18 protein-coding genes are annotated in these 25,330 nt (G+C 34.5%); 3 read left to right on the forward strand and 15 right to left on the reverse strand.

What is annotated here, in order from left to right; all coding sequences use genetic code 11:
- Window positions 1–4: 4 nt before the first annotated feature.
- From B6K90_RS07645 to B6K90_RS07660, 4 genes are all read right to left on the reverse strand, one after another.
- Complete coding sequence (locus B6K90_RS07645) at window positions 5–883, reverse strand: hemolysin family protein (protein ID WP_139840698.1); 879 nt, start codon at window positions 881–883, stop codon at window positions 5–7.
- Between the two features lie 402 nt (window positions 884–1,285).
- Window positions 1,286–2,602: a hemolysin family protein gene (locus tag B6K90_RS07650; RefSeq protein ID WP_088012146.1), complete on the reverse strand. Its 1,317-nt coding sequence runs from the start codon at window positions 2,600–2,602 to the stop codon at window positions 1,286–1,288.
- A 163-nt stretch (window positions 2,603–2,765) separates the two neighbouring features.
- The gene (locus tag B6K90_RS07655) at window positions 2,766–3,182 is read right to left on the reverse strand and encodes a MerR family transcriptional regulator (protein ID WP_235821746.1); all 417 of its coding nucleotides are present in this window, start codon (window positions 3,180–3,182) and stop codon (window positions 2,766–2,768) included.
- Window positions 3,183–3,915: 733 nt separating this feature from the next.
- Window positions 3,916–4,818 carry an HD-GYP domain-containing protein gene (locus B6K90_RS07660; protein WP_088012147.1) on the reverse strand — a complete coding sequence of 301 codons (903 nt, stop codon included), beginning with the start codon at window positions 4,816–4,818 and terminating at the stop codon, window positions 3,916–3,918.
- A 242-nt stretch (window positions 4,819–5,060) separates the two neighbouring features.
- Between B6K90_RS07660 and serC the strand changes: the two genes are divergently transcribed.
- Together serC and B6K90_RS07670 are read left to right on the forward strand one after the other, a co-directional pair.
- Window positions 5,061–6,155 carry a 3-phosphoserine/phosphohydroxythreonine transaminase gene (gene serC / locus B6K90_RS07665; RefSeq protein ID WP_088012148.1) on the forward strand — a complete coding sequence of 365 codons (1,095 nt, stop codon included), beginning with the start codon at window positions 5,061–5,063 and terminating at the stop codon, window positions 6,153–6,155.
- The gene (locus B6K90_RS07670) at window positions 6,152–7,312 is read left to right on the forward strand and encodes a phosphoglycerate dehydrogenase (RefSeq protein WP_088012149.1); all 1,161 of its coding nucleotides are present in this window, start codon (window positions 6,152–6,154) and stop codon (window positions 7,310–7,312) included. Before serC ends, B6K90_RS07670 begins: the two co-directional genes overlap by 4 nt.
- A 117-nt stretch (window positions 7,313–7,429) precedes the next feature.
- On the opposite strand, the gene B6K90_RS07675 is transcribed toward B6K90_RS07670, so the two are convergent.
- The 10 genes from B6K90_RS07675 to B6K90_RS24430 form a co-directional block, all read right to left on the reverse strand.
- Entirely contained in the window at window positions 7,430–8,620 is a 1,191-nt protein-coding gene (locus tag B6K90_RS07675; RefSeq protein ID WP_088012150.1) for an acetyl-CoA C-acetyltransferase, read from the reverse strand.
- A gap of 51 nt (window positions 8,621–8,671) precedes the next feature.
- The gene (locus B6K90_RS07680; protein ID WP_088012151.1) at window positions 8,672–10,090 is read right to left on the reverse strand and encodes a sigma-54 interaction domain-containing protein; all 1,419 of its coding nucleotides are present in this window, start codon (window positions 10,088–10,090) and stop codon (window positions 8,672–8,674) included.
- Window positions 10,091–10,180: 90 nt separating this feature from the next.
- Window positions 10,181–10,957, reverse strand: a complete 777-nt coding sequence (locus tag B6K90_RS07685) for a 3-hydroxybutyrate dehydrogenase (protein WP_088012329.1) — start codon at window positions 10,955–10,957, stop codon at window positions 10,181–10,183.
- A 30-nt stretch (window positions 10,958–10,987) separates the two neighbouring features.
- The gene (locus tag B6K90_RS07690) at window positions 10,988–11,644 is read right to left on the reverse strand and encodes a 3-oxoacid CoA-transferase subunit B (protein WP_088012152.1); all 657 of its coding nucleotides are present in this window, start codon (window positions 11,642–11,644) and stop codon (window positions 10,988–10,990) included.
- A 12-nt stretch (window positions 11,645–11,656) separates the two neighbouring features.
- Window positions 11,657–12,358 (reverse strand): CoA transferase subunit A, encoded by a 702-nt coding sequence (locus B6K90_RS07695; protein ID WP_025568519.1) that lies wholly within the window; start codon window positions 12,356–12,358, stop codon window positions 11,657–11,659.
- 42 nt (window positions 12,359–12,400) lie between these two features.
- Window positions 12,401–13,831 (reverse strand): GntP family permease, encoded by a 1,431-nt coding sequence (locus B6K90_RS07700; protein ID WP_088012153.1) that lies wholly within the window; start codon window positions 13,829–13,831, stop codon window positions 12,401–12,403.
- A gap of 381 nt (window positions 13,832–14,212) precedes the next feature.
- Window positions 14,213–15,088, reverse strand: a complete 876-nt coding sequence (locus B6K90_RS07705) for an NAD-dependent epimerase/dehydratase family protein (RefSeq protein WP_088012154.1) — start codon at window positions 15,086–15,088, stop codon at window positions 14,213–14,215.
- 417 nt (window positions 15,089–15,505) lie between these two features.
- Window positions 15,506–22,126: an Ig-like domain-containing protein gene (locus B6K90_RS07710; protein WP_167555306.1), complete on the reverse strand. Its 6,621-nt coding sequence runs from the start codon at window positions 22,124–22,126 to the stop codon at window positions 15,506–15,508.
- A 368-nt stretch (window positions 22,127–22,494) separates the two neighbouring features.
- Window positions 22,495–23,253, reverse strand: a complete 759-nt coding sequence (locus B6K90_RS07715; RefSeq protein WP_235821747.1) for a metallophosphoesterase — start codon at window positions 23,251–23,253, stop codon at window positions 22,495–22,497.
- A 50-nt stretch (window positions 23,254–23,303) separates the two neighbouring features.
- Entirely contained in the window at window positions 23,304–23,438 is a 135-nt protein-coding gene (locus B6K90_RS24430) for a maltose acetyltransferase domain-containing protein (RefSeq protein ID WP_088012156.1), read from the reverse strand.
- A gap of 120 nt (window positions 23,439–23,558) precedes the next feature.
- Here B6K90_RS24430 and B6K90_RS07725 point away from each other — a divergent pair, with 120 nt between their 5' ends.
- On the forward strand, window positions 23,559–24,182 hold the full coding sequence (locus tag B6K90_RS07725; RefSeq protein ID WP_088012157.1) for a LysE family translocator: 624 nt from the start codon (window positions 23,559–23,561) through the stop codon (window positions 24,180–24,182).
- Window positions 24,183–24,246: 64 nt separating this feature from the next.
- Here the strand turns inward: B6K90_RS07725 and B6K90_RS07730 are convergent, their stop codons facing one another.
- A complete protein-coding gene (locus B6K90_RS07730; RefSeq protein ID WP_088012158.1) occupies window positions 24,247–25,254 on the reverse strand; it encodes a PTS transporter subunit IIC in 1,008 nt (335 codons plus the stop codon).
- Window positions 25,255–25,330: the final 76 nt, after the last annotated feature.

Here is a 25,330-nt window from a genome sequence, read left to right on the forward strand (position 1 = left end):
GCTCCTAAGAACCGAGTTTACTTTGCAAATTTTGGTGATTTATTTTTACAATAACACTTTGTATTCTTCTATTTTGAACTTCTTTAATGATGAAGGTTAAATTTTTATATTGAAGAAATTCTCCATTTTTGGGAATATGTTTAAAACTTTCAAATAACCATCCACCTAATGTTAAATATCTACTATTAGGCTTTTTTATGTTAAACCGATTAAAAAAACTCGATAAGTCAATTGAGGCTTGGAATTGGTATTCACTCTCATTTATTTGGAAAAAATCATCCTCTAATTCGTCAAATTCATCTCTAATTTCTCCAACGAGTTCTTCTATAATGTCTTCAAGCGTAACGATTCCGGAAGTTCCTCCAAATTCATCCATTACAATAGCTAAATGTGCATTTTGTTTTTGAAGAATTTTTAGTACTGTAGAAATTTTCATTGTTTCTATTACAAAAATCGGCTCTCTGATCAATTCATGAATATTAACAGTTTGGTTTTGTATTAGTTGAGTTAAAAATTCTCTTTCAGAAATTACACCGATTATATGATCTATATCCTGCTCATAAACTGGAATTCTTGAGTAGCGTTCTTGTAAAAATAATTTACATATAAAATCCACAGATTCATTAATATCGATTGCCACGACATTTGTTCGAGGTGTCAAAATGTCATTTACTTTTTTTTCTTTAAAAGTGATTGTTCTTAAAAATAATTCATCTTCGTACAATTTGGATTGATCTTCATCGTCAACTTCAAATATATCATTCTGAATTAAGAGATGTTTCTCTTTTGAATCTACATTATATTGATCCTTTGATTTTCTAAAAAAAAGTCGGTTAATAAAGTTAAAAAAAATTTTTCTATTTCCCGAGGGAGCATCTGACAAGCACTTCACACCCTTATAACAAATTTTTTAATTATTAACTATCGACAATCCTTTACAAATATTTAATTTATATGTATTCAATGAAGGAAAAATTATGCAAAAAAAAAGCCTCTTACTTTAGATAAGTAGAGGGGGGAAAAATGAGGTATTGTACGAAACGATTAAAAATAAGCTGATTGAAATGGTTATATAATATAACTAGTAGAAGATATAGAACTTCTGCTCAAATCAACCTTACAACCTTATTTTATAACAAAAGGAATTGAATAGGAGTTGTAAGTTGTTAACTTTTTGTGAATTATTGTACAAAGTATTATACTCAAAAGTCTTTGGATTAATTTGTTTAAGAAACAAAAAAGAAGGTATAAAGAAATGCCTTTATCCTTCTTTTTCATCTTTTATTTATGATTTTACTGCTTCAATAAACTCATTTTTTTTTATTTCAACCAGTTTAACTTGGTGTGAATCTAATTCAACAACTTTGAATTCAAAGTCCTCAAATATGACAGATTCACCTTGTTGAATGTCGTGATTTTGAGTTAAAATCCACCCACCAATTGTGTCAACATCATCTTCCTCGACATATAGTCCGAATAAGTCATTAATTTCTGTAATTAATACTTTTCCGTCAACAATCTTATGGGATTCTGAAATATGTTGAACAGCTGGTTTTTCATCATCATCATATTCGTCGCGTATTTCCCCAACAATCTCTTCAAGAATATCTTCCATTGTTAATAATCCCGCAGTTCCACCATACTCATCATACAGTATTGCTAATGGAATACGTTTCTTTTGCATTAACAATAATAAATCATGGATTGCGATTGTTTCAATAACTTGAATAACTGGGCGAGTATAGTTAGCGAAATCGTATGATTTTTCAACTTTTCCATCAAGATATCGGATAAAAAAATCTTTAACATTTACCATACCTATAATATCATCTTTATCTTCACCAAAAACTGGATAACGTGTATATTTTTCATTTTTAATTATTTCAATTTGTTCTTCAATTGGGTCTTCTGCATATAAACCGATAATTTCAGTACGAGGGACCATAATTTCTTTTGCAAGTCGGTTATCGAACTCAAAAATATTATTTAAATATTTATATTCAGCCTGATTAATTTCTCCGCTTTCAAAGCTTTCTGATAAAATAATTCGCAATTCCTCTTCAGTATGAACTTCTTCTGATTCAGAAGCTGGCTTAACTCCAAATAATCCTGTAAAAAATCTTGCAGAACTATTTAATGCCCAAATAAATGGATAAGCTATTTTATAGAAAACAATAAGTGGAGTAGAAAGTATTAGTGTGATCGATTCAGCTTTTTGAATGGCAACCGTTTTAGGTGCTAGCTCACCAATTACAACGTGAATAAATGTCATAAATGAAAAAGCTAGAATAAACGAAATAGTTGTAGCAATAGTTCCGTTTAATCCAAGAAATTCTACGACTGGGTGTATAAGATGCTCAAACGTTGGCTCTCCTAAATAACCTAATCCTAAAGCTGTAACCGTAATACCTAATTGACAAGCTGATAAATATTCATCCAAACTCGTCGTAACCTTTTTAGCAGCTACTGCACCGCGCTTTTTTTCGGCTACTAGTTGATCAATTCTACTTGATCTAACTTTCACTATCGCAAATTCTGCTGCTACGAAAAAAGCTGTAAGTGCGATTAAAACTGCAATCATAAACAAGTTAACTATGTCCAATGACGAACTCGAGTATATTACTCGAGTATTCACCTCCTGAGAATTTCAATCTACAAAAATATAAAATTATTATTTTACTTACTTAATAGATTACCATAATTTAGTAAAACATACATATTTTATAGCTTTAATAAATTGTTAAGTTTTAAAATTAATTTAGTCATTATTTTACAAAATGCTTCAATGTTTCAAATAACGGAAATGTATGATGTGACAATGAATCTACTAAAGCATTTTTTTCACAATCATTCATATCTGATATTACTGGTACTAATTGAGCTAATTTAGCTTCAAGCTCAATAATTTGATTTGATATTTGTTGAATTTGTTCAAAAAAACAATTTTTTTTATTATAGTTAGTTTGCAGTAAATCTTTTATCTCTTCTAAGGATATTCTCATTTTTTTACAATGTTCAATAAATCTGAGAGTCTCAATTGCCTCTGTGGAATAATATCGATAGTTTGATTCTGATCGTTTTGCTTCTAGTAACCCCAATTTTGTATAATAATCAATTGTTCTTTTTGAAACTTGAGCTATTTCAGCTAACTCACCAATACGATACTCGATCCCAAGTGACAACCCTCCCCATTTTAATTAATAGTACTATTATATAATTTAGAAACTATACAGTCAAACGTTACAGTTTTACTAAATAAAGTCATGAATAAAGTATTGAAATACATATAACTGTAGGATTTTGAGTAATCTTTGTTGTTTTTAAAGAAGTGGTGCATTGATCCTCTCCAGGATGCTCGCTATTTAGAAAAGGGTTCGAACGATATTAGATGAACATAAAAATTTTAATCAAATAGTACCAATTTGGTATAACAAAAAGAGTAGCTTATTTAAATAAGGTTACTCTCTTTTTGTTGGTTTAGGGGATATTTTTTCATATGTAGATTTTAAGATCAATGTTTTTTATTGATATTTAGCAAATTTTTATCAATTTTTAATTCGATTTAGTAAGAATAAGGGGCAATTTTGCTAATTCCATTTGAAAGTATCTTCTAATGGGCAGATTTCTAAGTCATAATACCTTAACTGGTATGGGTAATATCTTATTTTAATTGCGATTCTATTAGATTTAATTGCACTTTTGCTAATTTTAATTGTGATTATCAGATTTTAATTGCAGTCCCCGGTTAATTTGTAACTTTTCATCATTCATTTGCACATTTGATCTCCTTATTTGCGATTCTATAAGACTTATTTGCGTCTCAGACTTCATCCGTGCGTCTTTCTTTAAATCGTTTTTCTAAACTTAATTGCTAAACTAAGGGTCCCCATTAAAGTTATACTGTTGGTACACCCTCTATTTTTTTTGAATTATTTCAATCTCTGAATCAAATAGGCTAAGGAAAACCTCCGTAATCTTAGGATCAAATTGAATTCCTTTATTTCTTTTTATTTCATTTAAGCAGTCTTCTAAAGACATCCCCTTACGATATAATCGGTTTGATATCATCGCATCATAGCTATCTGCTATTGCTACAATTCTAGCGGTTAAAGGAATCTGATCACCCTTTAGACCTTCTGGATAGCCTTTTCCATCGTATCGTTCATGATGGTATAAAACTATATCCAAGATGCCATTTTCATTAAAAATTGCAATATGCTTAATTATGTCATATCCAATCACAGGATGTTTTTTAATCGTATTGTATTCATCATCAGTTAATTTCTCATCCTTCAGTAAAATATGTTCTGGAATACCAATTTTACCAATGTCATGTAATAGTCCTCCTTGATGGATGACATCACAAAGACTTTTAGATAATTTCATTTTCCTTGCAATTTTATAAGCAATATTGGCAACACATTCCGAGTGATGTGCTGTGTAATTATCTCTGGAATCTAACGCCTTTGAAAGAGCTAATATTAACTCAATCGATCCAGTTTTAACTTTCTGATATTGTTTCATTAAACCGACTGATATGTACGCGATTAAGTAATATGTAATTATGTAGCTAATGATATGCCCTGCCTGGGGAACTAAATAGTATCTAGAAAGCACTATTATTGTAGAAACGAAAATGATAAACCAATTAGGACGATTATAAAAACCAAGACCAAATATTACTGTATTAAGCATGTACAAAAAGTAAAGACTATCACTTTTTTCAGAACAAATTAGATTAAATAATACACTAACCGCAAAAGAAATATAAAAAGCATAACGAAAATAAACTGGACTGTTAAACCATTTAGAAAACATTTAAACTCCCTTAAATACAATATAACCATTAAATTTTCCATTCTCTTTTGAAACTATACATATTTTCATCCCCCCTCCATCAGCAATTATTAATATACTTCAATCAATACATTCTCTTTTAATAATTAGAAAATAAATTTTTTTGTGAAATTTTTATTATTTTATTTCATCTTTTATTGACCAACGTATATCGGTGGTTTAAAGTAAGAATATTAAAAAAATATCAAGTGAGGATGATTATTATGGAACGCGTCTTTAATTTCTCCGCTGGTCCATCTGTGTTGCCTGTTCCAGTATTGGAAAAAGTACAAAAAGAACTTGTTTCTTACGGTACTTCTGGTATGTCAGTTATGGAAATGAGTCATCGTTCGGCTGAATTTGAAGGAATTATTAAGAAATGTGAAAGCTTATTACGTGAACTTTTAGAAATTCCATCAAATTATAAAGTGTTATTTTTACAAGGTGGAGCATCAACTCAGTTTTCAATGATTCCACTCAACTTATTAAGTAAGTATAAAAAATCTGCTTATATTAATACAGGAACTTGGTCAAAAAAAGCAATCTCTGAGGCAAAAAAATTTGGAGAAGTTGATGTTATTGCTTCTTCTGAGGATGAGAATTTTTCATATATTCCTAATTTAGAAGATTTAGCCTTTTTTGAACCATACGATTATTTACATATTACAACGAATAACACAATTGAAGGGACAAAATACTCGACTTACCCTAAAACAAATTCTCCTTTAGTTGCAGACTTTTCTTCAAATATTCTTTCTGAACCAATTGATGTCTCAAAATTCGGTTTAATTTATGCTGGCGCTCAAAAAAACATTGGTCCAGCAGGATTAACAATTGTCATTATTAGAGATGATCTCATTGGAAGTGTTGATAAACAATGCGCAACAATGCTCGACTACAAAACTCATGTAGAAGCTTCTTCACTTTATAATACACCTCCTACATTCAGCATTTATGTAGCGATGCTAGTTTTAGAATGGATTAAAGATTCAGGTGGTTTAAATAGTGTTTATCAAACTAATCTTTTAAAAGCTCAATTATTATATGATTTTATCGATCAATCTGACTTGTTCTCTTCACCAGTTAAGAAAGAGAACCGATCACTTATGAATATTCCATTTACATCAACTTCTGATGAATTAAATAAGCAGTTTCTTGCACAGGCAAAATCAGCTGGCTTGGTGAATCTTGAGGGTCATCGATCAGTTGGGGGAATGCGAGCTAGTATTTATAATGCAATGCCATTAGAAGGTGTTGAGAAATTAGTTCAGTTTATGAGTCAATTTGAAAAGAAAATATTAGAGGAGATTGTAAGATGATAAAAATCCAAACATTGAATAATATTTCTGAGCACGGAATTAAAGAGTTTCCTTTGGAAAACTTTTGCGTTAACAATCAATTAAATGAACCGGATGGAATTCTTTTAAGAAGCCATAGTATGCATGAAATGAACATACCAAGTAGCGTTAAAGCAATCGCAAGGGCTGGCGCTGGTGTAAATAATATTCCAATTGATGAATGTACTTCAAGAGGAATTGTTGTATTTAATACTCCAGGTGCGAATGCAAATGCAGTTAAAGAGCTAGTTCTGACAAGTTTATTCCTTTCTTCACGCCGAATTGTTGAAGGAATTGAGTGGACTCGTTCGTTATTTGGTGAAAAAAATGTTTCCAAAATTGTAGAAGCTGGAAAAAAAGAATTTGCAGGGGCAGAGATCGCAGGAAAGAAATTAGGTATTATTGGTTTAGGCGCAATTGGTGCACTTGTAGCAAATGATGCTCTTGCGTTAGATATGGAAGTATATGGTTATGATCCTTATATTTCAGTTGAAACTGCATGGCGATTATCTAGAAATGTGCAACGAATCGATAATTTGGAGCAGATTTTTTCGACGTGCGACTATATAACAATCCATGTGCCTTTAACACCTGAAACTAAAGGATTTGTGAATGAAAAGCTTTTATCAGGAATGAAAAAAGGATCAAGATTACTTAATTTTTCACGCTCTGAATTAGTAGATGATGCTGCGTTAGAATATGCACTGAATAACGGGACTGTGGGAGTTTATGTGACAGATTTCCCGAACGAAAAAGTAATTGGAATGAAAAACGTTATTCCAATTCCACATTTAGGAGCATCAACATCTGAATCAGAAGAAAACTGTGCTCGTATGGCTGCAAAACAATTAAAAAATTATTTGGAAACAGGCAATATAAAGAATTCTGTTAATTTTCCAAATGTAGAATTACCTTATATAGGGAAAAAACGAATTACGATTGCACATAAAAACATTCCGAATATGGTCGGTCAAATTACAGGTTTACTAGCAAAATATCATGTAAATATTGCTGATATGCTTAACCGAAGTAAAGGTGCTTTTGCTTATACAATGATTGATCTTGATGAAACGATCAATGGACCAGTTGAACAGTTGTTAAAAGATATTGAAGGTGTTATTTCGGTAAGAATCATCTAATCATCAGACAGCCCGCCAAACGCTCGCTTTCAATCAGTCCGATAATAAATTTTTTGAATTTTGTCTACACAATGAAACGGTAGGATAATTAGAGTCCTACCGCTTTTTTCTAATTAATTATTCAAAACAATTTTCAATAATTGTCGCAACACCTTCTCCGCCACCAATACATAGTGTTGCAAGACCGTATTGTGTCTCTCTTCTCTTCATTTCATGAATCAATGTAACTAGTATTCTAGTACCACTCGCACCAATTGGATGTCCGAGCGCAATTGAACCTCCATTCACATTGACAATATTTTCATCAAAGCCGCATTCCTTCATTACAGAAAGCGATTGCACAGCAAATGCTTCGTTTGCTTCAATCAAGCCAATTTCACTTAATTCAATCGATGATTTTTCAATTGCTTTTTTAGCTGCAAAGGCTGCTCCAATTCCCATTATACTTGGATCAACGCCTGCACTACTATTTGCATTAATTTTTACTAATGGTGTAATACCCAGTTCTCTTGCTTTACTTTCACTCATTACAACAACTGCTGCTGCGCCATCATTTATACCAGAAGCATTTGCTGCCGTAACCGTTCCATTTTTTTCGAATGCTGGTCTTAATGATGATATCTTCTCTACTGTAGCACCAAATTTTGGATACTCATCCTCTTTAAAGATGATTGGATCCTTCTTTCGCAGTGGAATTTCAATCGCAACAATTTCATCTTCAAATTTACCGGCCTTCATTGCATTCTCAGCTTTTTGTTGGCTATTTACTGAAAATTCATCTTGTTTTTCTCTAGAAATTTCATAACGAACCGCTAAGTTTTCAGCTGTGTTTCCCATGTGATAGTCATTAAACGCACACCATAGTCCGTCTGCAATCATACTATCAACAATCTTTTGATTGCCCATTCTATATCCATCTCTTGCACCTTTAAGTAAATACGGAGCTTGACTCATATTTTCCATACCGCCAGCAACTATAATTTCAGCATCTCCTGCTATAATTGCTTGAGTCGCCAAATGGACTGATTTTAATCCAGAACCACATACCTTATTTATTGTCATGGCAGAGACAGAATTTGGAAGTCCTGCCTTTAATGCTGATTGTCTAGCTGGATTTTGACCTAAACCAGCTTGTAGTACATTTCCCATTATTACTTCATCAACCTGACTTACTTGAATACCTGCTCTATTAATCGCTTCTTTAATAACTGTAGCACCTAATTCTACTGCACTTACATCTTTCAATGTACCACTAAAATTTCCGATCGCAGTTCTGACAGCACTTACAATTACAACGTTCTCACTCATTTTATTTCCCCCTTTTTATTTCTTCCTTATTACCGAACCACATGAAATCTGTTAACTTTTTATGTTATAAGCTTTACATTTTTCATAAAATGTTGACTTGCTTATTTCTAATATTTTTGCAGCTTCAATCTTATTACCTTGAGATTCAATTAGAGCTCTCCTAATTGCTTCTTTTTCAGTCTCCTCAATCATTTCTTTTAATGATTTTAAAGAATCTTGATTATTTAATTGAGAAGCATTTTTTTCGAATTCAAATGAATTTTTTTGATTGGTTGGATTTTCATATAAATAAAGAGGTAATTGCTTAGTTGTAATCACTTTACCATTTAGGACATTTATGCATCTCTCAAGTACATTTTCTAGTTCTCGAATATTTCCTGGCCAATGATGAGACTTAAGAATTTGAAAAACTTCATTTGAAATTTGAATTCCGTTTCTATGAAATTTCCTTTCGAGTTTTTTTATTAATGAATTTGCTATGAGAGGTAAATCATTTATCCTTGTTCTAAGTGGAGGAATTTCTATTTTAATTACATTTAAGCGGTAATACAAATCCTGGCGGAATTCTTTTAATACTACCATCTTTTCAAGGTTTCGATGCGTAGCGGCTATGACTCTTACATCAATGGAAATAGGAGAACTTCCACCGATTCTTTCAATCTCTCTTTCTTGAAGTACTCGCAGTAATTTACTTTGCATATGCAAAGACATATCACCAATCTCGTCTAAGAAAATTGTTCCCCGGTTCGCAATCTCAAATTTCCCTTTTTTCCCGCCTCTTTTTGCACCTGTAAAAGCACCTTCTTCATAACCAAAAAGCTCTGATTCTAGTAAATGCTCTGGAATCGAAGCACAATTTACTCGTACAAACGGAAAGTTTCTTCTTGGACTAGCATCGTGAATTGCATGTGCAAACAATTCCTTACCTGTACCGGATTCCCCAAAAAGTAAGATTGCAGAAGAACTTGCAGATACTTGCTCTGCCAAATTTTTTGAAGCGTTAAAAACTGGAGTATCACCAATTATTTGATTAAAGCTATATTTACTACTTAATTCTTTCTCAAATTTTCTTTTATAATAGTTTAATTCTTCTACTAAAGGCTCTACTTTTTTAGAATATTCAATCCATTCTTGAGCATTTCGAAACATTACAGTTCCGACAGCACCTACTAATTCATCACCTACATACAACGGATACCGATTTGCTACCATTTCCGTATTTTTTATAGGGTGGATCTCTGCTACCTCTGCCTGACCAGTTTTAGCGACTATATGCATTCTTGAATTTTCAATAACATCTTCTACAGCCATGCCAATTACTTCATCAGCAGAACGCCCAACAAATTCACAATATGATTCATTCATATACAAAATTTTACCATCACGATTTACTACAACAATCCACTCAGTTGCAAGATTAATAATCTCCTGAATCCATTCAAAAGGAAGTCTTTCTATCATACTGTTCATACCATACCTCACTCAAAGTAGTAGGGAGCTAGAAAGGAAAAGAGCAGGAACTTCCCCCTGCTCAAGGCACCCTTTCACTCTTATCCTGCCCTACTGTACTGTATATCCTGCATCTATTACATTCGCTTGACCTGTAACCCCGCCAGTATATTCACTAGCAAGAAAGACTGTATAATTTGCAATTTCTTTTACTGTTAGTAATCTTTTTTGAGGTACTAATGGATAAATTACTTCTTCAATTACATTTTCAATTGGTACATTTCTTGATTTTGCTAAGTCAGCTAACTGGTTTTGAACTAAAGGTGTATCAACATAGCCAGGACAGATTGCATTGACTGTAATCCCATCGCATGCACCTTCTAATGCAGCAACTTTTGTTAAACCAATTACGCCATGCTTCGCAGAATTATAAGCTGCTTTGCCAGCGAAGCCTATTAACCCATTAATCGAAGCCATATTAATAATCCGGCCATACTTTTGCTTTTTCATAATAGGAAAAACATGTTTAATACTGATAAAAGGTGCAGTTAACATGACCTTAACAAGTAATTCAAATTTTTCAGTAGGAAAATCTTCAATTGATGAAACGTATTGTAATCCAGCATTGTTTATTAAAATATGTAATTCCCCAAAATGATCGGTTACTTTACGAAGCGTTTCAACTACTTGTTCTTCATTTGTTACATCACATGCATAACCTATAGCATTAAACCCTAGCTCTTGTAATGAAGAAGCTGACTTTTGAACATTTTCCTCATTTAAGTCGGTTAAGACAACTGTTGCTCCTTGCTCTGCAAAGGTTTTAGCAATTTCAAAACCAATTCCACTACCTGCACCAGTTATCAGTGCCACCTTCTCAGAAAGCATTTGCTGCATTTGTTTGCCTCCTTTTAAAGATTAGTTCACGTTATTTAATAACTTCGGACTAATTGTAAATGTAGCCTCTGTTTTTTCAGTAATTTCTTGAATCGTTGCTCCACCAACGCATTCTACTAAAACCATTCCATTTTCTGTAAAATCAAAAACTGCTAATTCAGTAATTAGTCTATGAACTACGCTTTTTCCAGTTAAAGGTAAAGTACATGCTTTTTTAACTTTACTTTCACCGTATTTATTTGCATGTTCCATCACTACGACGATTTTCTTAGCACCATTTACTAAGTCCATCGCACCGCCCATACCTTTTACCATTTTCCCTGGAATCATCCAGTTAGCAAGATCACCAGTTTCAGAGACTTCCATGCCACCTAAAATAGCTAAATCGATATGGCCTCCTCTAATCATTGCAAAAGATTCAGCACTATCAAAATAAGAAGCTCCTTTAGCCGCAGTTACTGTTTCTTTACCTGCGTTGATTAAGTCAGCATCTAGTTCAGTTTCTGTCGGGTATGGTCCAATCCCTAGTAAACCATTTTCAGATTGCAGCATTACTTCAATGCCTTCTGGAAGATAGTTTGCTAATAAAGTAGGTAGACCAATTCCAAGGTTTACATACATACCATCTTGAATTTCTTTAACCGCAGTTTGAATAATTAATTGACGAATATCTTTCATGTTATTAGCCTCCTATACTCCTGTAGTCATTCTACGTTCAATTCGTTTTTCGTATGTTTCACCGTGGAATACGTGTTGTACATAAATGCTTGGCGTATGAATTGCATCAGCATCAAGTTCTCCGACTTCTACTACTTCTTCAACTTCTGCAATAGTGATTTTTCCAGCCATAGCTGCAAGTGGGTTAAAGTTACGAGCAGTTTTTCTAAAAATTAGATTCCCTTGCTTATCAGCTTTCCACGCTTTAACAAATGCAAAGTCTCCTACGATACCTTCTTCTAATAAATAAGTTCTTCCATTAAATACTTTATGTTCTTTTCCTTCTGCGATTGGTGTACCTACACCTGTTGCTGTATAGAATCCTGGGATTCCAGCACCGCCTGCACGAATACGTTCAGCTAAAGTCCCTTGAGGAACTAACTCTACTTCAAGTTCTCCACTTAAGAACTGCTTTTCAAAAATTTTATTTTCTCCAACATATGAAGAAACCATTTTTTTAATTTGTTTGTTTGCTAATAAAAGACCAAGACCCCAATCGTCTACTCCACAGTTATTACTTACGATTGTTAAATCCTTTGTCCCTTTATCTCGTAATGCTAAAATCATTTTTTCAGGAATACCGCAAAGACCAAAGCCACCGACAATAATCGTAGCTCCATCATGAATTTGTGAAACAACCTCTTCAACTGAAGTAATTACCTTATTCTTGCCCATTATTTTGCTCCCTTCAAAAGTAAGATTAGTAGTTTAACATTCTTAAACAAGTCCTGTAAGTTTAAATACTGCAATGATTAAGAATACTGCAACTGTTTTAATGATTGTTATTGCAAAAATATCTTTATATGACTGGCGATGTGTTAAACCAGTTACAGCTAATAATGTGATAACTGCACCATTATGAGGCAAAGTATCCATACCACCCGATGCCATCGAAATTACACGATGCATTACTTCCGGCGGAATATTATATTTATTAATCGCCTCGATATATTTATCAGACATTGCGCTGAGCGCAATACCCATACCACCTGATGCAGAACCTGTAATACCTGCTAGAGTTGTAGTCGTCACAGCTCCATTTACTAATGGATCCGTAAATGTATGGGAGATTCCTTTACTTACCATTCCAAATCCAGGTAAAGCAGAGATAACGCCACCAAAACCATACTCAGCACCAGTATTCATAGACGCAAGTAGTGCTCCACCAATGCTTGCATTAATACCTGTCTTTAGATTAGTACGCATATTCTTATAGCCATAAATCATTGCTGAAAGAATCCCAATAACTAATGCACATTCAACCGACCAAATACCAACAACTGCAGGAATTTGAACAACCCCAAAAGCTTCTAATCCGATTGATTTAAAGTCAAATCCATTTGGATACCATTTTGGGAATGAAACTACAAAAAATTTATTTGAAAATCCAACTAATAATAGTGGAACAAATGCTAAAATCTGTTTTAAAACCGGTGTAGGAGTATTGGTAGTTAGTGAAGGAACTTCTGTTTGAGTTTCATTAGCAGCAGCTAATTCCCCATTAAATCCTAAATAACCTTCTCCCGCTTTTTCTGCTTTTTTACGTCTTGATTCTAAATACCAAAGACCAACTGCAAGTACAAAAACAGCAGCTAAAATACCTAAAAATGGTGCTGCATAAATATCTGTTTTAAAAAATGTAGTTGGAATAACATTTTGAATTTGCGGTGTACCTGGCAATGCATCCATCGTAAATGTAAACGCACCAAGTGCGATTGTTCCTGGAATTAATCGTTTTGGAATATTACCTTCACGGAATAGGTTCGCAGCAAATGGATAAATAGCAAATACAACAACGAACAAGCTCACTCCACTGTATGTTAAAATGGCTCCCATTAATACAATCGCTAAAATAGCTCTTTTTGCTCCAACTAATTGAATAATCGTTTTTGCGATCGATTCAGCAATTCCAGACATTTCAACGACTTTACCAAAAATTGCCCCAAGTAAAAATACAGGAAAATATAGCTTAATGAAACCAACCATTTTTTCCATAAAAATATTACTAAAGAATGGAAGAATATAACTTGGTTCAGTTAAAAGTACTGCAAATAAAGCACAAATTGGTGCAAATAAAATAACAGAAAACCCACGATAAGCAACAAACATTAAAAGTCCTAATGCTAATAAAATAATTAAGATTTCCATAATAACCTCCTTGTTATCTTTACGTATTGGCACTTTTTGACAACGCTTTCATTCAAATTAAGTACTAGTCTAAATTCCACTATTTACTGTATTTCGCTCCTTTCAACAGAATGTTCTTCTGCTTTTATACAAGCAAATAGTGTGCCAAGTTATTAACGGAATAGATCCTGATTGAATTGACTTTTTTAGGACCGTGTGTTTACACAGAATATTTATTTTATAATTCTAATAATATTAAGTTAATTTATAATTTTCAATTATTTATTATCAAAATTTTTCCGAAATTTCGGAATTTCACTTCAATAAAATTCCGAAAACCTGGAAATTCCAGAAATTCGGAATTTTATTTTTTGAACATTTTATGAACTTTTTATGAACTTTTTATAATGAACAATAATGATGAATTAATTTTTTCATCCAATCATGTACTTCTAAAAATTGAAACCCTTCTTTTTTAGCTTTCTCATTACTCAGTGATTGATCGCTAAATGTATCAAATGGCGATTGATTTTCGACTGCACCATGTGAGTTAATAATAGCCTTTTTACCAGTTTCCTTTTCACAAATATCTATGATTTCTTTAAACGTAATTACTCCATTAGAGCAAGCATTAAAAGGACCACTTTTAATCGATTCATTTTCGCCTAGCCACAGTAAAAACTCAGCGGTTTCATCAGAATCGATAAATGTCATCTCTTTGTTTACATCAGAAATAATCATTTCTTCATTATTATCAATTTTATTAACATGGAAGAGCAATCGCTTAGTATAATCATCTGGCCCTAATACAATTGGGAATCTAGCTGCAAACACTGGAAAGTCTGCATCTTGAAATAAAACAGCTTCACTAAGGCGTTTCCCTTCAGCATATGAATATTTATCATCTTTGTTATACTCAATAGGATAATTGAAAGGATCAAAGTCACTTTCTACATGGTTTAATCCAGTATCATACACCGCTAAAGATGAAGTGAAAATATATTTTCTAACGTGATTAGTTAATAGTTTAATAATTTCTTTCGCTTCATTCGGCGTGTAACAAATATTATCATAGACTATGTCCCAATTATGATTACTTAACTTGGTCATGGTTTCTGGATTCCAACGGTCAATTATCAAACGACTAACTCGATCTCCGAAGTTATCTTCTGTAAGTCCCCTTGTCGCGATCGTAACATCATAACCTTTTTCTACTAATTTATGAACGAGTCGTTTTCCGAAAAATCTTGTCCCACCTAATACTAAAACCTTTTTCATTTTGAACCCTCCATAGAAAAATACCCATAATAATAATTCGCTATAAAACTACAAAATACCTTTTTATATAGGAAACTTCTTTTACCCAATTGTTTTTCGAGATGGCTTTTCGCGATTTTGACATTATTAGTCAAAAAGAGAGCCCCTTTATCAGTGGCTCTCCTTTTTATTATCTAAACTGAAATACCCATTTTTATTTACTTGTACTACACTTATTTCATTATTGATTCCAAGTCACCTACATTTAATATACTTTTAACTTTTAAAAATAGTGAAGGCGATTTCAATTTTACCGAGGAAGCCCTCACTATTTTTTATGCTGTTGTTTTGATTCTACCCTAAAATAAAGTAAACATAGCCTTGGATCAAAAAGGGAGATTATTCATTTCAAAATTTAAACACCCTTTTTGAATGGTCTTACTTTACAGTAATCTGACGTGATACTGTACCGCTCTTATTTCCAGCTTTATCGACTGCGTAAATAGTAATCGTTAGTTTACCTGCTTTTTGTTTAGGTAATTTCGCAGCAAATGTACCATTACTTGATGCATTTACATTCGCTACTACTTTAGTGCCGATAGAGATTACGATTTTAGCATTCGCTTCTGCTTTACCATTAACTTGAATCCCTGTTTTAGAACTTACAGATACACTTGTAATCACTGGTTTGTTCGGAGCTGTACGGTCTAATACTGTTGTTCTAGCTGAACCACTTTCATTTCCTGCTTGATCTTTCGCAGTTACTGAAAGAATTGTTCCTGCTTTTAGCTTACCTATTTGAATTTTGTAAGAACCGTTTGAATCTGCTTTTCCTGTACCAATCACATTCGTACCAATTTTCACAGTGATCGTTGCATTAACTTCTGTTTTACCAGTTAATGCCACATCTTTATCACTAATTGAATTTATCACAGGTACTGCAGGTGCAGTTTTGTCCAAGACAACTACATGGAAAACATTACTTTCATTTCCTGCTTGATCTTTTACAGTTACAGATAGAATTGTTCCTGCTTTTTGTTTACCTACTTGAACTAGATAATACCCGTTTGAATATGCTTTACCTGTTCCAATTACTTTATTATCATTTTTTACTATAACTGTTACCCCAGCTTCTGTACTACCTGTTATTTCTGTTTCATTATCACTAATTGAATGAATGACAATAGTAGGAGCTGTTTTGTCTAATACTGTTGTATTTGAAGCTGCACTCACATTTCCAGCTAAATCTTTTGCAGTTACAGTTAGAATTGTTCCTGCTTTTTGTTTGCCTACTTGAATTTCAAATAATCCGTTTGAATCTGCTTTTCCAGATCCGATTTCGTTATTACCATTTTTTACTGTAATTGTTGCATTTGTCTCTGTTTTACCCGTTAGTACTGTTACATTATCACCAATAGGATTAATTACAATAATAGTTGGTGCTGTTTTGTCTAATACTGTTGTATTAGAAGTTGCACTTTCATTTCCTGCTAAATCTTTAGCCGTTACAGTAAGAATTGTTCCTGCTTTTTGCTTACCTATTTGAATTTTATACATACCTTTTGAATCTGCTTTTCCAGTTCCAATTTCCGTATTACCATTTTTTACTGTAACTGTTGCGTTTGTTTCTGTTTTACCTGTTAATACTGCCTCGTTATCACCAATTGGTATAATAGTTGGTGCATTTGGAGCTGTTTTGTCTAAAACTTTAACAGTTGTTGGCGCACTCACGTTTCCTGACGCGTCAGACACCGTTACCGTTAATTCAGTGCCTCCAACAAGTGGCTTAGTTTCAATATAGAACTTGCCTGCTTTGTTCGCATCCTCTGTACCGATTACCTTTCCATCTGCTTTCACAGTAACCGTACCGTAGCCCTCTACAGTTCCAGAAATAAGCGTATCATGGTCTGTAACAGCATTCACAATCGGTACAAGAGGCGCTGTCATGTCAGTAACTAAAACCGTTATTTCCTTGCTCACATTTCCTGATGTGTCTGTTGAACTTACATAAAGAGTTGTACCTGCTTTTTGCGGAGTAATCGTAACTGAATAGTTTCCTTTTCCATCCGCTTTTGCACTTCCAAGTATACCTTCATTATTTCGAACAACTACATTTGAACCTGCTTCTGTCTTACCTGTAACAGTCTTACTGTTATCGCCCACTTTGTCAGCTACTGGTGCATCTGGTGACACGTTGTCACTCACTGTAATTGTTGTAACTGGGCTGACTTTGTTGTCATCATTCTTTGCTGTAATACTTAATACTGTTCCAACTGCTTGCTTATCAATGTTCAAGCTGAAATCGCCAGCCTCATTTGTTTTACCAGTTGCAACGACGTTTTCACCGTTCTTCACTGTGATTGTGACGTTTGGATCTGCTTTTCCTGTGATTACATTTTCGCCGTTACCTAATCCTTTTAAAACTGGTGCATTAGGTGTCGGCACAACACTAGTTGTAAGAGTTACTGCATTTGACACTCCTTCGTTTAAGCCGCCTGTAATCGATACACGGAACTGATAATTCGTGTTTTCAGCTAAGCCAGTTACCGTTATTTTGCCGTCCGTTACAGACAATGTGCCGTCTGTTGTTGCGGTTTGCCAGCTTGATCCATTATTCGTTGACTGTTGGATTTTGATCGCTGTTGCATCAACGGCTGGGTTCCAAGTAAACGTTGCTTTGTGTGCACTGCTATCTACAGTTTTGAATGTGTTTACGCTTGTTGCAATACCAAGTACGTTAAAGTAATCAGTTGCGTATTTTCCATCTACCATTTCTTTTGGTGTGATTAAGGAATCTGGGTTTGATTTATACAAGTTACTTACTAAGAAATTCATATCTTGCTTATCGACAATACCATCTTGGTTTAGATCTTCGATATTGAATTTTGTTGTATTTTGCACTCCAAATATTTTCGCAACTTGTTTCACGTCTAAGACGTCTATCACGCCGTCGCCGTTCACATCACCAGCTGCTCCGTAAGGTTGGAGGTTTCCGATGTATTTATACTCTGCAATATCGTCACCCCATGGAGATTTTTTACCAAGTGTGATAGATTGTATGCTCTTTAAGTGACCTGGTCCTTCCACAATGAACTTGATTGGATCTTTTGAAAGTGGAATGCCTTTGATATCGATGTAGCCATAACTATCAATTGTACCTTGTATTTTCGTTCCGTCCGTTAGTTGTGCATACCCTTTAGCGCCAATGCTATCCAACTTCACTGTGAAGTTATTTTTAAGCCCTTGAAGTTTCACGTACGATTGTATTTGTGAATGCTTCGGAATGATTTGGAATTGATTTAAACGGCTAAATGCTGGAATCTCTTTTGTTTCATCTGTGCCGTATTGTGTCATACTAAATGTTGTTGTGTCATCATCTGGTGTCAATTTCGATGCCATAATATCCCATGCGTCATTTGTCACTTTGAATGTCACATCTAAAAATGGACTATCGCCGTTGAATCCTTTAAAGTCTGTTCCACCTGTTAAATGTGCTCCAACATTGACGTCAGTTGCGTTATCTGTGTATAACTTATCTGGTGTTTTCACTGGTGTATCCACATTAACCTTCACGCCGTTTTGGTCTGCCCACTTTTGGAATTCTGGGTTGACTGTTACGCCTTGTAACTCAAGATATTTATGGTAGTACATTGAATTAAAAGTGCCTGACATCATATCTTTCACGTTGTTTAAGTTTAACGTCATCGTGATTGTATCGTTTAAGGAAACTTTTTGTTTGTCATAAGTTGGCACCATATACGGTGATCCTTTTTTGATAAACGCGTACTCATGGAAATCATTGATAAGCTCCACGTTATGTGCTGCATCACTTGGCATTAACGTAATTGTTGCTGGACCATTTTCGATATCGGATTTTTCAATACCGAATTTTGCATCGCCATTTGCATCAACTGGGAAATCACCATCTGGGTACCCAATACTATTGTGATAGTACCATAAAATATTCGCTGACTGCGTTATTCCAAGTGGAGCAAGTTTCGCTGTCCCTTCATCCCATAGATTTGTGTGTACCCAGAATGCATTGTATGTGTTACCATTTTGTATTTCATCAGTAAAATCTTTATCTTCTAACTCGTACACGCCAGGTTTATGGTCCTTATAGGTTAACGTCGGCAGCGTGTTATCAACTACAAACAGTTGTGATTTTTCATACGTTTTTGCAAACATGTTAGTCGTATCAGTTGCACGTATTTTTAACGTATATTGCCCTTCTGGTAATGCTGCTTTTGTGAACATATTTGCTCTTTCCAGTTTTGGATCTCCAATAAACGGATAGTATGTGCTTGGGTCAATGCTTGCAATAAGATCAGTATCGGTTGGAGCACTACTCACATTTAATGGGGAATCCGTTGCTGCACCGATTGGATTGCCGTCTTTGTCATAAATAACGATCCAGAAATACTTCATTGGACTGTTAAAACGGAACTTTAGTTGGCGACCTGAAAAGCCGTTGAAGTCCGAATAGATTACCGGTTGTCGGGTTGGGGCTGCCGGATTATCCATTTGTATATTGCTAATACCTTTTTCTACCTTGCGAATAGCCAATGGCATGCGATACGTCTCACTTGGAACATCATGGTTCACGATGTTCACATACCCTTCGTAACGACCAAATGCTGCCGTGTCTGGTACGTTGACCGTTGCTGTGAAATTCGTTGTTTCGCCAGCTTTTACCGTCACAGTTGATGAACTTGCGGAGAACGTCACGCCGTTTTCACCTGCATCATTCACCGCTGCACTTGGTTTCATGAACTCTGCTGAGATATCAAACGTTTTGTCTTTGTTGCCACGATTTGTAACTTTGACTGTACGATTGCCCGTGTTGACCTCACCGTCTTTTTTGTACACCGCACCAAATGTCAACGAACCTTTTTCATAATCTATCGTCTCACTACCACCTGAAGCATTAATCTGTACAGTTTTATCTTGTGCTTTAAACGATACATCGTTTTTCACAGCTTTTGCCACGTCAACAAGACCTGCTCCTTGCTCGTACACAGAGTAGTTGCCATTTAATTTGCCTGCACTATTTGTAATCGCTGCTTTTACATCAGCTGGTGTATAATTTGGGTGCGCTTGTAAAATCAGTGCTGCAACCCCAGCGATGTGTGGTGATGCCATCGACGTACCCGAAATACGTGCATACGCGTTACTGTAATCGACTTTTCCTGGTGAATGCACAAAGTATGGGTATGTTGAGTAAACTGACACCCCTGGTGCCACGATATCTGGTTTGATATCGTACGTAGCCGCAACTGGACCTCTTGAGCTAAAGCTTGCTAAGCGGTTTCCGTCTACAACTACTGAACCCGTACTCGTAAATGTAATCGAGTGACTTCCTGTCGCACGTAGGCGTTCACCGTCTGCTTTTGTAAAGCGGAAAGTTGGGATAAAGCCCACGTCACTTGCTAAGTAATTGTCGATGTCCCCGTCAATGTTGTTTGTGATGATTGCTGCGACTGCGCCAGCTTTTGCGGCATTTACGATTTTTTCGTTTAAGCCGATCGTCCCACGTGTAATGAGCGCTACTTTTCCGCTTAAATCAATCGGATTCCCGTTTGCATCTTTGAAATTGTCCGCTTGTCCTAAGCCAACATCAACAAATTCATACGTTTTGTTTGCTAAGTCTTCAATATGATCATTGTAACCTTTTCCAAGTAACTTGAAGTTCGTAAATGTTTCATTATCTACTTTTGCAGATGCCGTTGGAATGCTCATCGCGAAATCACTTGCCCCAACCGTAATCGCAAATGCGGATGCACCTGGCGTGCCTAAAGTTCCTTCTTTTGGACCAGAGTTACCAGCTGAAATAACGCATGTTACACCTGCAAGAGTTGCGTTGTTGATTGCTATAGCTTCTGCCGATAATGGATCGTTACTTGGTGCCCCTAGCGATAAGTTAATGACTTTCATGCCATCAGCCACCGCTTTGTCAATCCCACCTATAATTGCATCCGTGTACCCTGAACCATATGGACCAAGTACGCGATAATCGTATAAGTTCACGCCTGGCGCTACCCCTTGAGCTGGGAATTCTACGTTCGCTTTACTTTGTGCGGCAATCGTTCCGGAAACGTGTGTACCGTGGTACGTGATGTAGTGTTCGTAGGTACCGTCTGGTTCGCCTGCTTTTTTCCAATCGTCAATTGTTGTTTCCATTGGATCGGCATCGTTATCTACAAAGTCCCATCCTTTGACACTCGTTGGGTCTACTTTACTTGCATCTTCTCCTTGTTTTGCACGGTAGCCTTTATAAACCGTTGTTAAATCAGGGTGGTCGTAATCAACCCCTGTATCAATAACTCCAACGTTAATACCTTGACCCGTTGTGCCATTTTTGTGTAAGTCTTCAATTCCTGGAAGTGGAATGTAGTTTTCTTTTAAGTCACTTCCACTCACTTCGTTCGCCGAAAGTTTAGCTTCAGCTGGGTCGATTTTGACGATATCATCGTGTAACACACGATTCACGACACCTGAATCAAGTAGTCGTTCGACTAAATTTCCTGGTAATGTCATCGCCACCCCGTTTAACGCGTGAGTATATTCGCGCGTAATTTTAATAGATACATCCGATGAAGCATTTTCCTCTGAAGGCGTCATGCTTAACGCTGATACACCATTTGGTTTTGCACTCGTTTTTAACCCTTTTACAAATGTTTTAAACTCTTCATGCGATTCCTTCACAGCGCTCGTTTCAGTGCTTAGTGTTGTTTTTTCACCTTCCACTGATTTTTGCAGCACACTGATTTTTGCGGGTGCTTGTTTAAATTCAACGATGACACGCACTGGTTGAGTTGTTTTGATGTCAATTTTCGGTGAAATCTTTACGTCACTATTCGGTGACACTTTGTTTAACGCTTCGATTTGCTCAGCTGTTAAGTCTGGTGTGCTTGTGTTTTGTGCAATTGAACCCATAACTGTTTTGTCTGAGCTCGATTTTGATGTAGCTGCTAGTACGTTAAATGGAATCAACGAGCTAACTACCAGCGCACTGATCGTTGTTTTAGCTAAATTTACCTTGAAGCTTTTTTTACTCACACTTTTCTCCCCCATTTTTATAATTTTTTGACAATTTTCTTTCTTTTTTTTATTTTAACGTTAACAATCGGCGTCGTAAATTGGGGGAATTTCACCAAATTAACTATTAAAAAATCAGATAATAAATCCTATTTATAGCACTATTTACTTTAAAGCTTTTTAAAACTTTATTTTCTGTTATTTTTTATTTGGGGGAATTTTCACTTTTTTATAACAGAATTCTAGTTATCTATTAATAATTATTACAATTTTTCAACAATATTTTTACATACATTTTTTGTTTAAGTTTTAATCAAAAAAAAAAAAACAAATATAAAAGTCTTTAAAATAAAAAAAGAGATACGAATGTATCTCCTTTTCTAATGACTTTATATACTCTTAATCTCAATATAATGACTTTCAGGTCTCGCATTTAATCTAAGTGGTAAAGTCGTCGTTCCATATCCATTACTTATTATTTGAGTTATCCCCTCATACACATGCGTTTTACCTTCCTCATAAGGACCATAACCAAAAATCCTTATTTGCCCTCCATGAGTATGACCACTTAAAACAAGTGATACTCCTTGTTCCTTCTTAAGTAACTTCAAAATTCTTGGATTATGACTAACTAACAGCTTAAATGTATTTTGATTAACTCCTTGAAAGGCAAGATCGATATCCACTTTCCCAGTTTTCAAATCATCTACTCCAATTAATGTCCATTCTCTTTCGAAATGATTAATCGTAACAGATGAATTTTTCAATACAACTACATTCCATTTTTTAAATATATCCTCTAAATCCTTCTTTTCAATTTCGATATCATTATTTCCCCAAACAAAATAGACTTTCCCAAGACTACTTAGTTTTTGAATATTTTGTTCAATTCTTTTTAGTGGCACTCCTTTTTCTAAAAGATCACCACCAATTATGACAAGATCAACTTGATTAGACATTCGCTTTATAATAGAAGAATGTATTTTTCTTCTATGAATATCTGAAATAAAAAATAGTCTAATTGGCTTTTCAAGAGGAGAATTTGAAAAAGAAAATTCATGTTTTCTTACTATATTTAAATGAGCCTCTCTAAACATATAAACTAACAACAGAAACCCTAGTAATATACAAATGAAAAAATAAATCATACAGCCTCCATTTCCGGTATTAAAAGAGATACCTACTCGCTTAAGCTTTTCTAAAAAGGACTTTTGCTTCTATTATTTAATGTCCTTGATAATTCTTGCTGGATTACCTCCGTCAAACGTCGAGCATTTACTCTCTCCTCAACCAATTGATCATCCCACGCTAAATACATCTCACCATTTATCATTTTTTCCTTCTCACTAATATTAACCTCTCATTTAAAATCTATCTTTTCCTGATTTTCCCTGTCTTTTTTATGTTAAAGTATATTATAAAAATCAAGCAAAAATTGATAGGAGGTATTTCATTGGATTTAACGATTTACTTGTCATTTATAGGTGTGTCCTTATTATTAATTATAGCACCTGGACCGGATAATATTTTTGTTATGGCACAAAGCATTTCATACGGAAAAAAAGAAGGAATTGCAACGGCATTTGGCCTTTGTTATGGGGTTACAATCCATACACTTGCTGCTTCAATTGGATTATCCGCGATTTTGTATAAATCAGATGTTGCTTTTTCCATTTTAAAATACTTAGGTGCTTTTTATTTACTGTACTTAGCTTACCATGCATTCCGTTCAAGTAATGAAGTAGGCTCATTCACGAAACCCAAAAGACAAACTTTACCAGCTTTATATCGTCGAGGATTTTTAATGAATGTACTAAATCCAAAGGTTTCTCTATTCTTCCTTGCGTTTTTACCTCAATTTATAGACAAAAACGGTATGGCAGTTCCTCTACAAATGATCGTTTTAGGTTTAACTTTTATGGTACTAACTCTCATTGTATTTTCTATTATAGCTATATTTGCAGGAAGCTTAGGAGAAAAACTATTACGAAATCAGAAATCATCTAAAATTATCAATCTAGCACAAGGTACTATTTTTACAGGAATCGGATTGAAGTTATTTTTTATGGATCGATAAAAGTATAATTTAATAAATAAAAACAGAAAAATGAGTACTGACAATAGTACTCATTTTTCTATTTTTATAATATTTTCAACTCTCCTGGTTTAATCATATTTGCTTGTTTTAAGAATATGTACACAATATACGAAACGATTCCCGGTACTAATACGTATGTAACAATCATAGGAATCATGACCGTACTTCCATATGTAGCTAATAAATTCATTGGTGCAACAAGTGCACATAATCCTAAACCTGCGATTTCTTTTGGTGCTTCAATATGAAATAAAAATGCAGAAACCGGTCCAGCGACAGCACTTGCTACAGTTGTCGGTATAAGTATTTTAATATTTCTAGTTACATTTGGTAGCTGTAATTTCGGCGTTATGATTAATAAACCAAGAATACTTCCTGGATTGTTTTCTTTTGCAGAGATAACAGCTAAACCAACAAATTGTGCTGCACAACCTGCTAATGCAGCTCCGCCAGCAATTCCATCTAAATTTAATGCTATTGCTAAAGCTGCAGAGGAAGCAGGCGAAACAATTAATATTCCCCAAACTACAGCTAATACTATCGAAGCAATAATTGGCGAACCTTCAGTTGAACCTTTAATAAAATTCCCAACTGCTATTAAGATCGGAGAAATCCATTTTGATAAATATAATCCAACTAAACCTGAAATTAAGATGGCAAATAAAGGTACAACCATTAAATCTAATTTCGTTTTACCTTGAACAGCTTTTCCAATCAGAATGGCAACTAAAGCTGATAATAATGCTCCGACTGGTTCACCCATTTTTATGGTCATTGCCGTATCTACCATTACTAATGCTCCAGAACCAATAATTGCAGCAGCCATAGCGGAAAAAATGATTAACGTACTTGAACCTAATAAAACGGCTATACCTGCACCAATAGCTGGTGCCATTAATAACTTAGTTGAAAATCCAATCGTCATTAAAGCTTCAAAATGAAAAATTTTTCCAATACTCTCAAGTAAAGAGCCGATACCGATCATTACAAAAACAGCATGTGCTATACCTTCTGATGCTCTAAATACCTTACTTTTTTCTTGCTTACTCATATAATACCTACCTTTTTTTAGTAACTACTTCTAGTATTTGCATAATGAATAGAAAATTATTATAAATAGAAGCACA

Origin of the sequence: Gottfriedia acidiceleris (genome assembly GCF_002128425.1) — a bacterium.
GTDB lineage: Bacteria > Bacillota > Bacilli > Bacillales > Bacillaceae_G > Gottfriedia > Gottfriedia acidiceleris.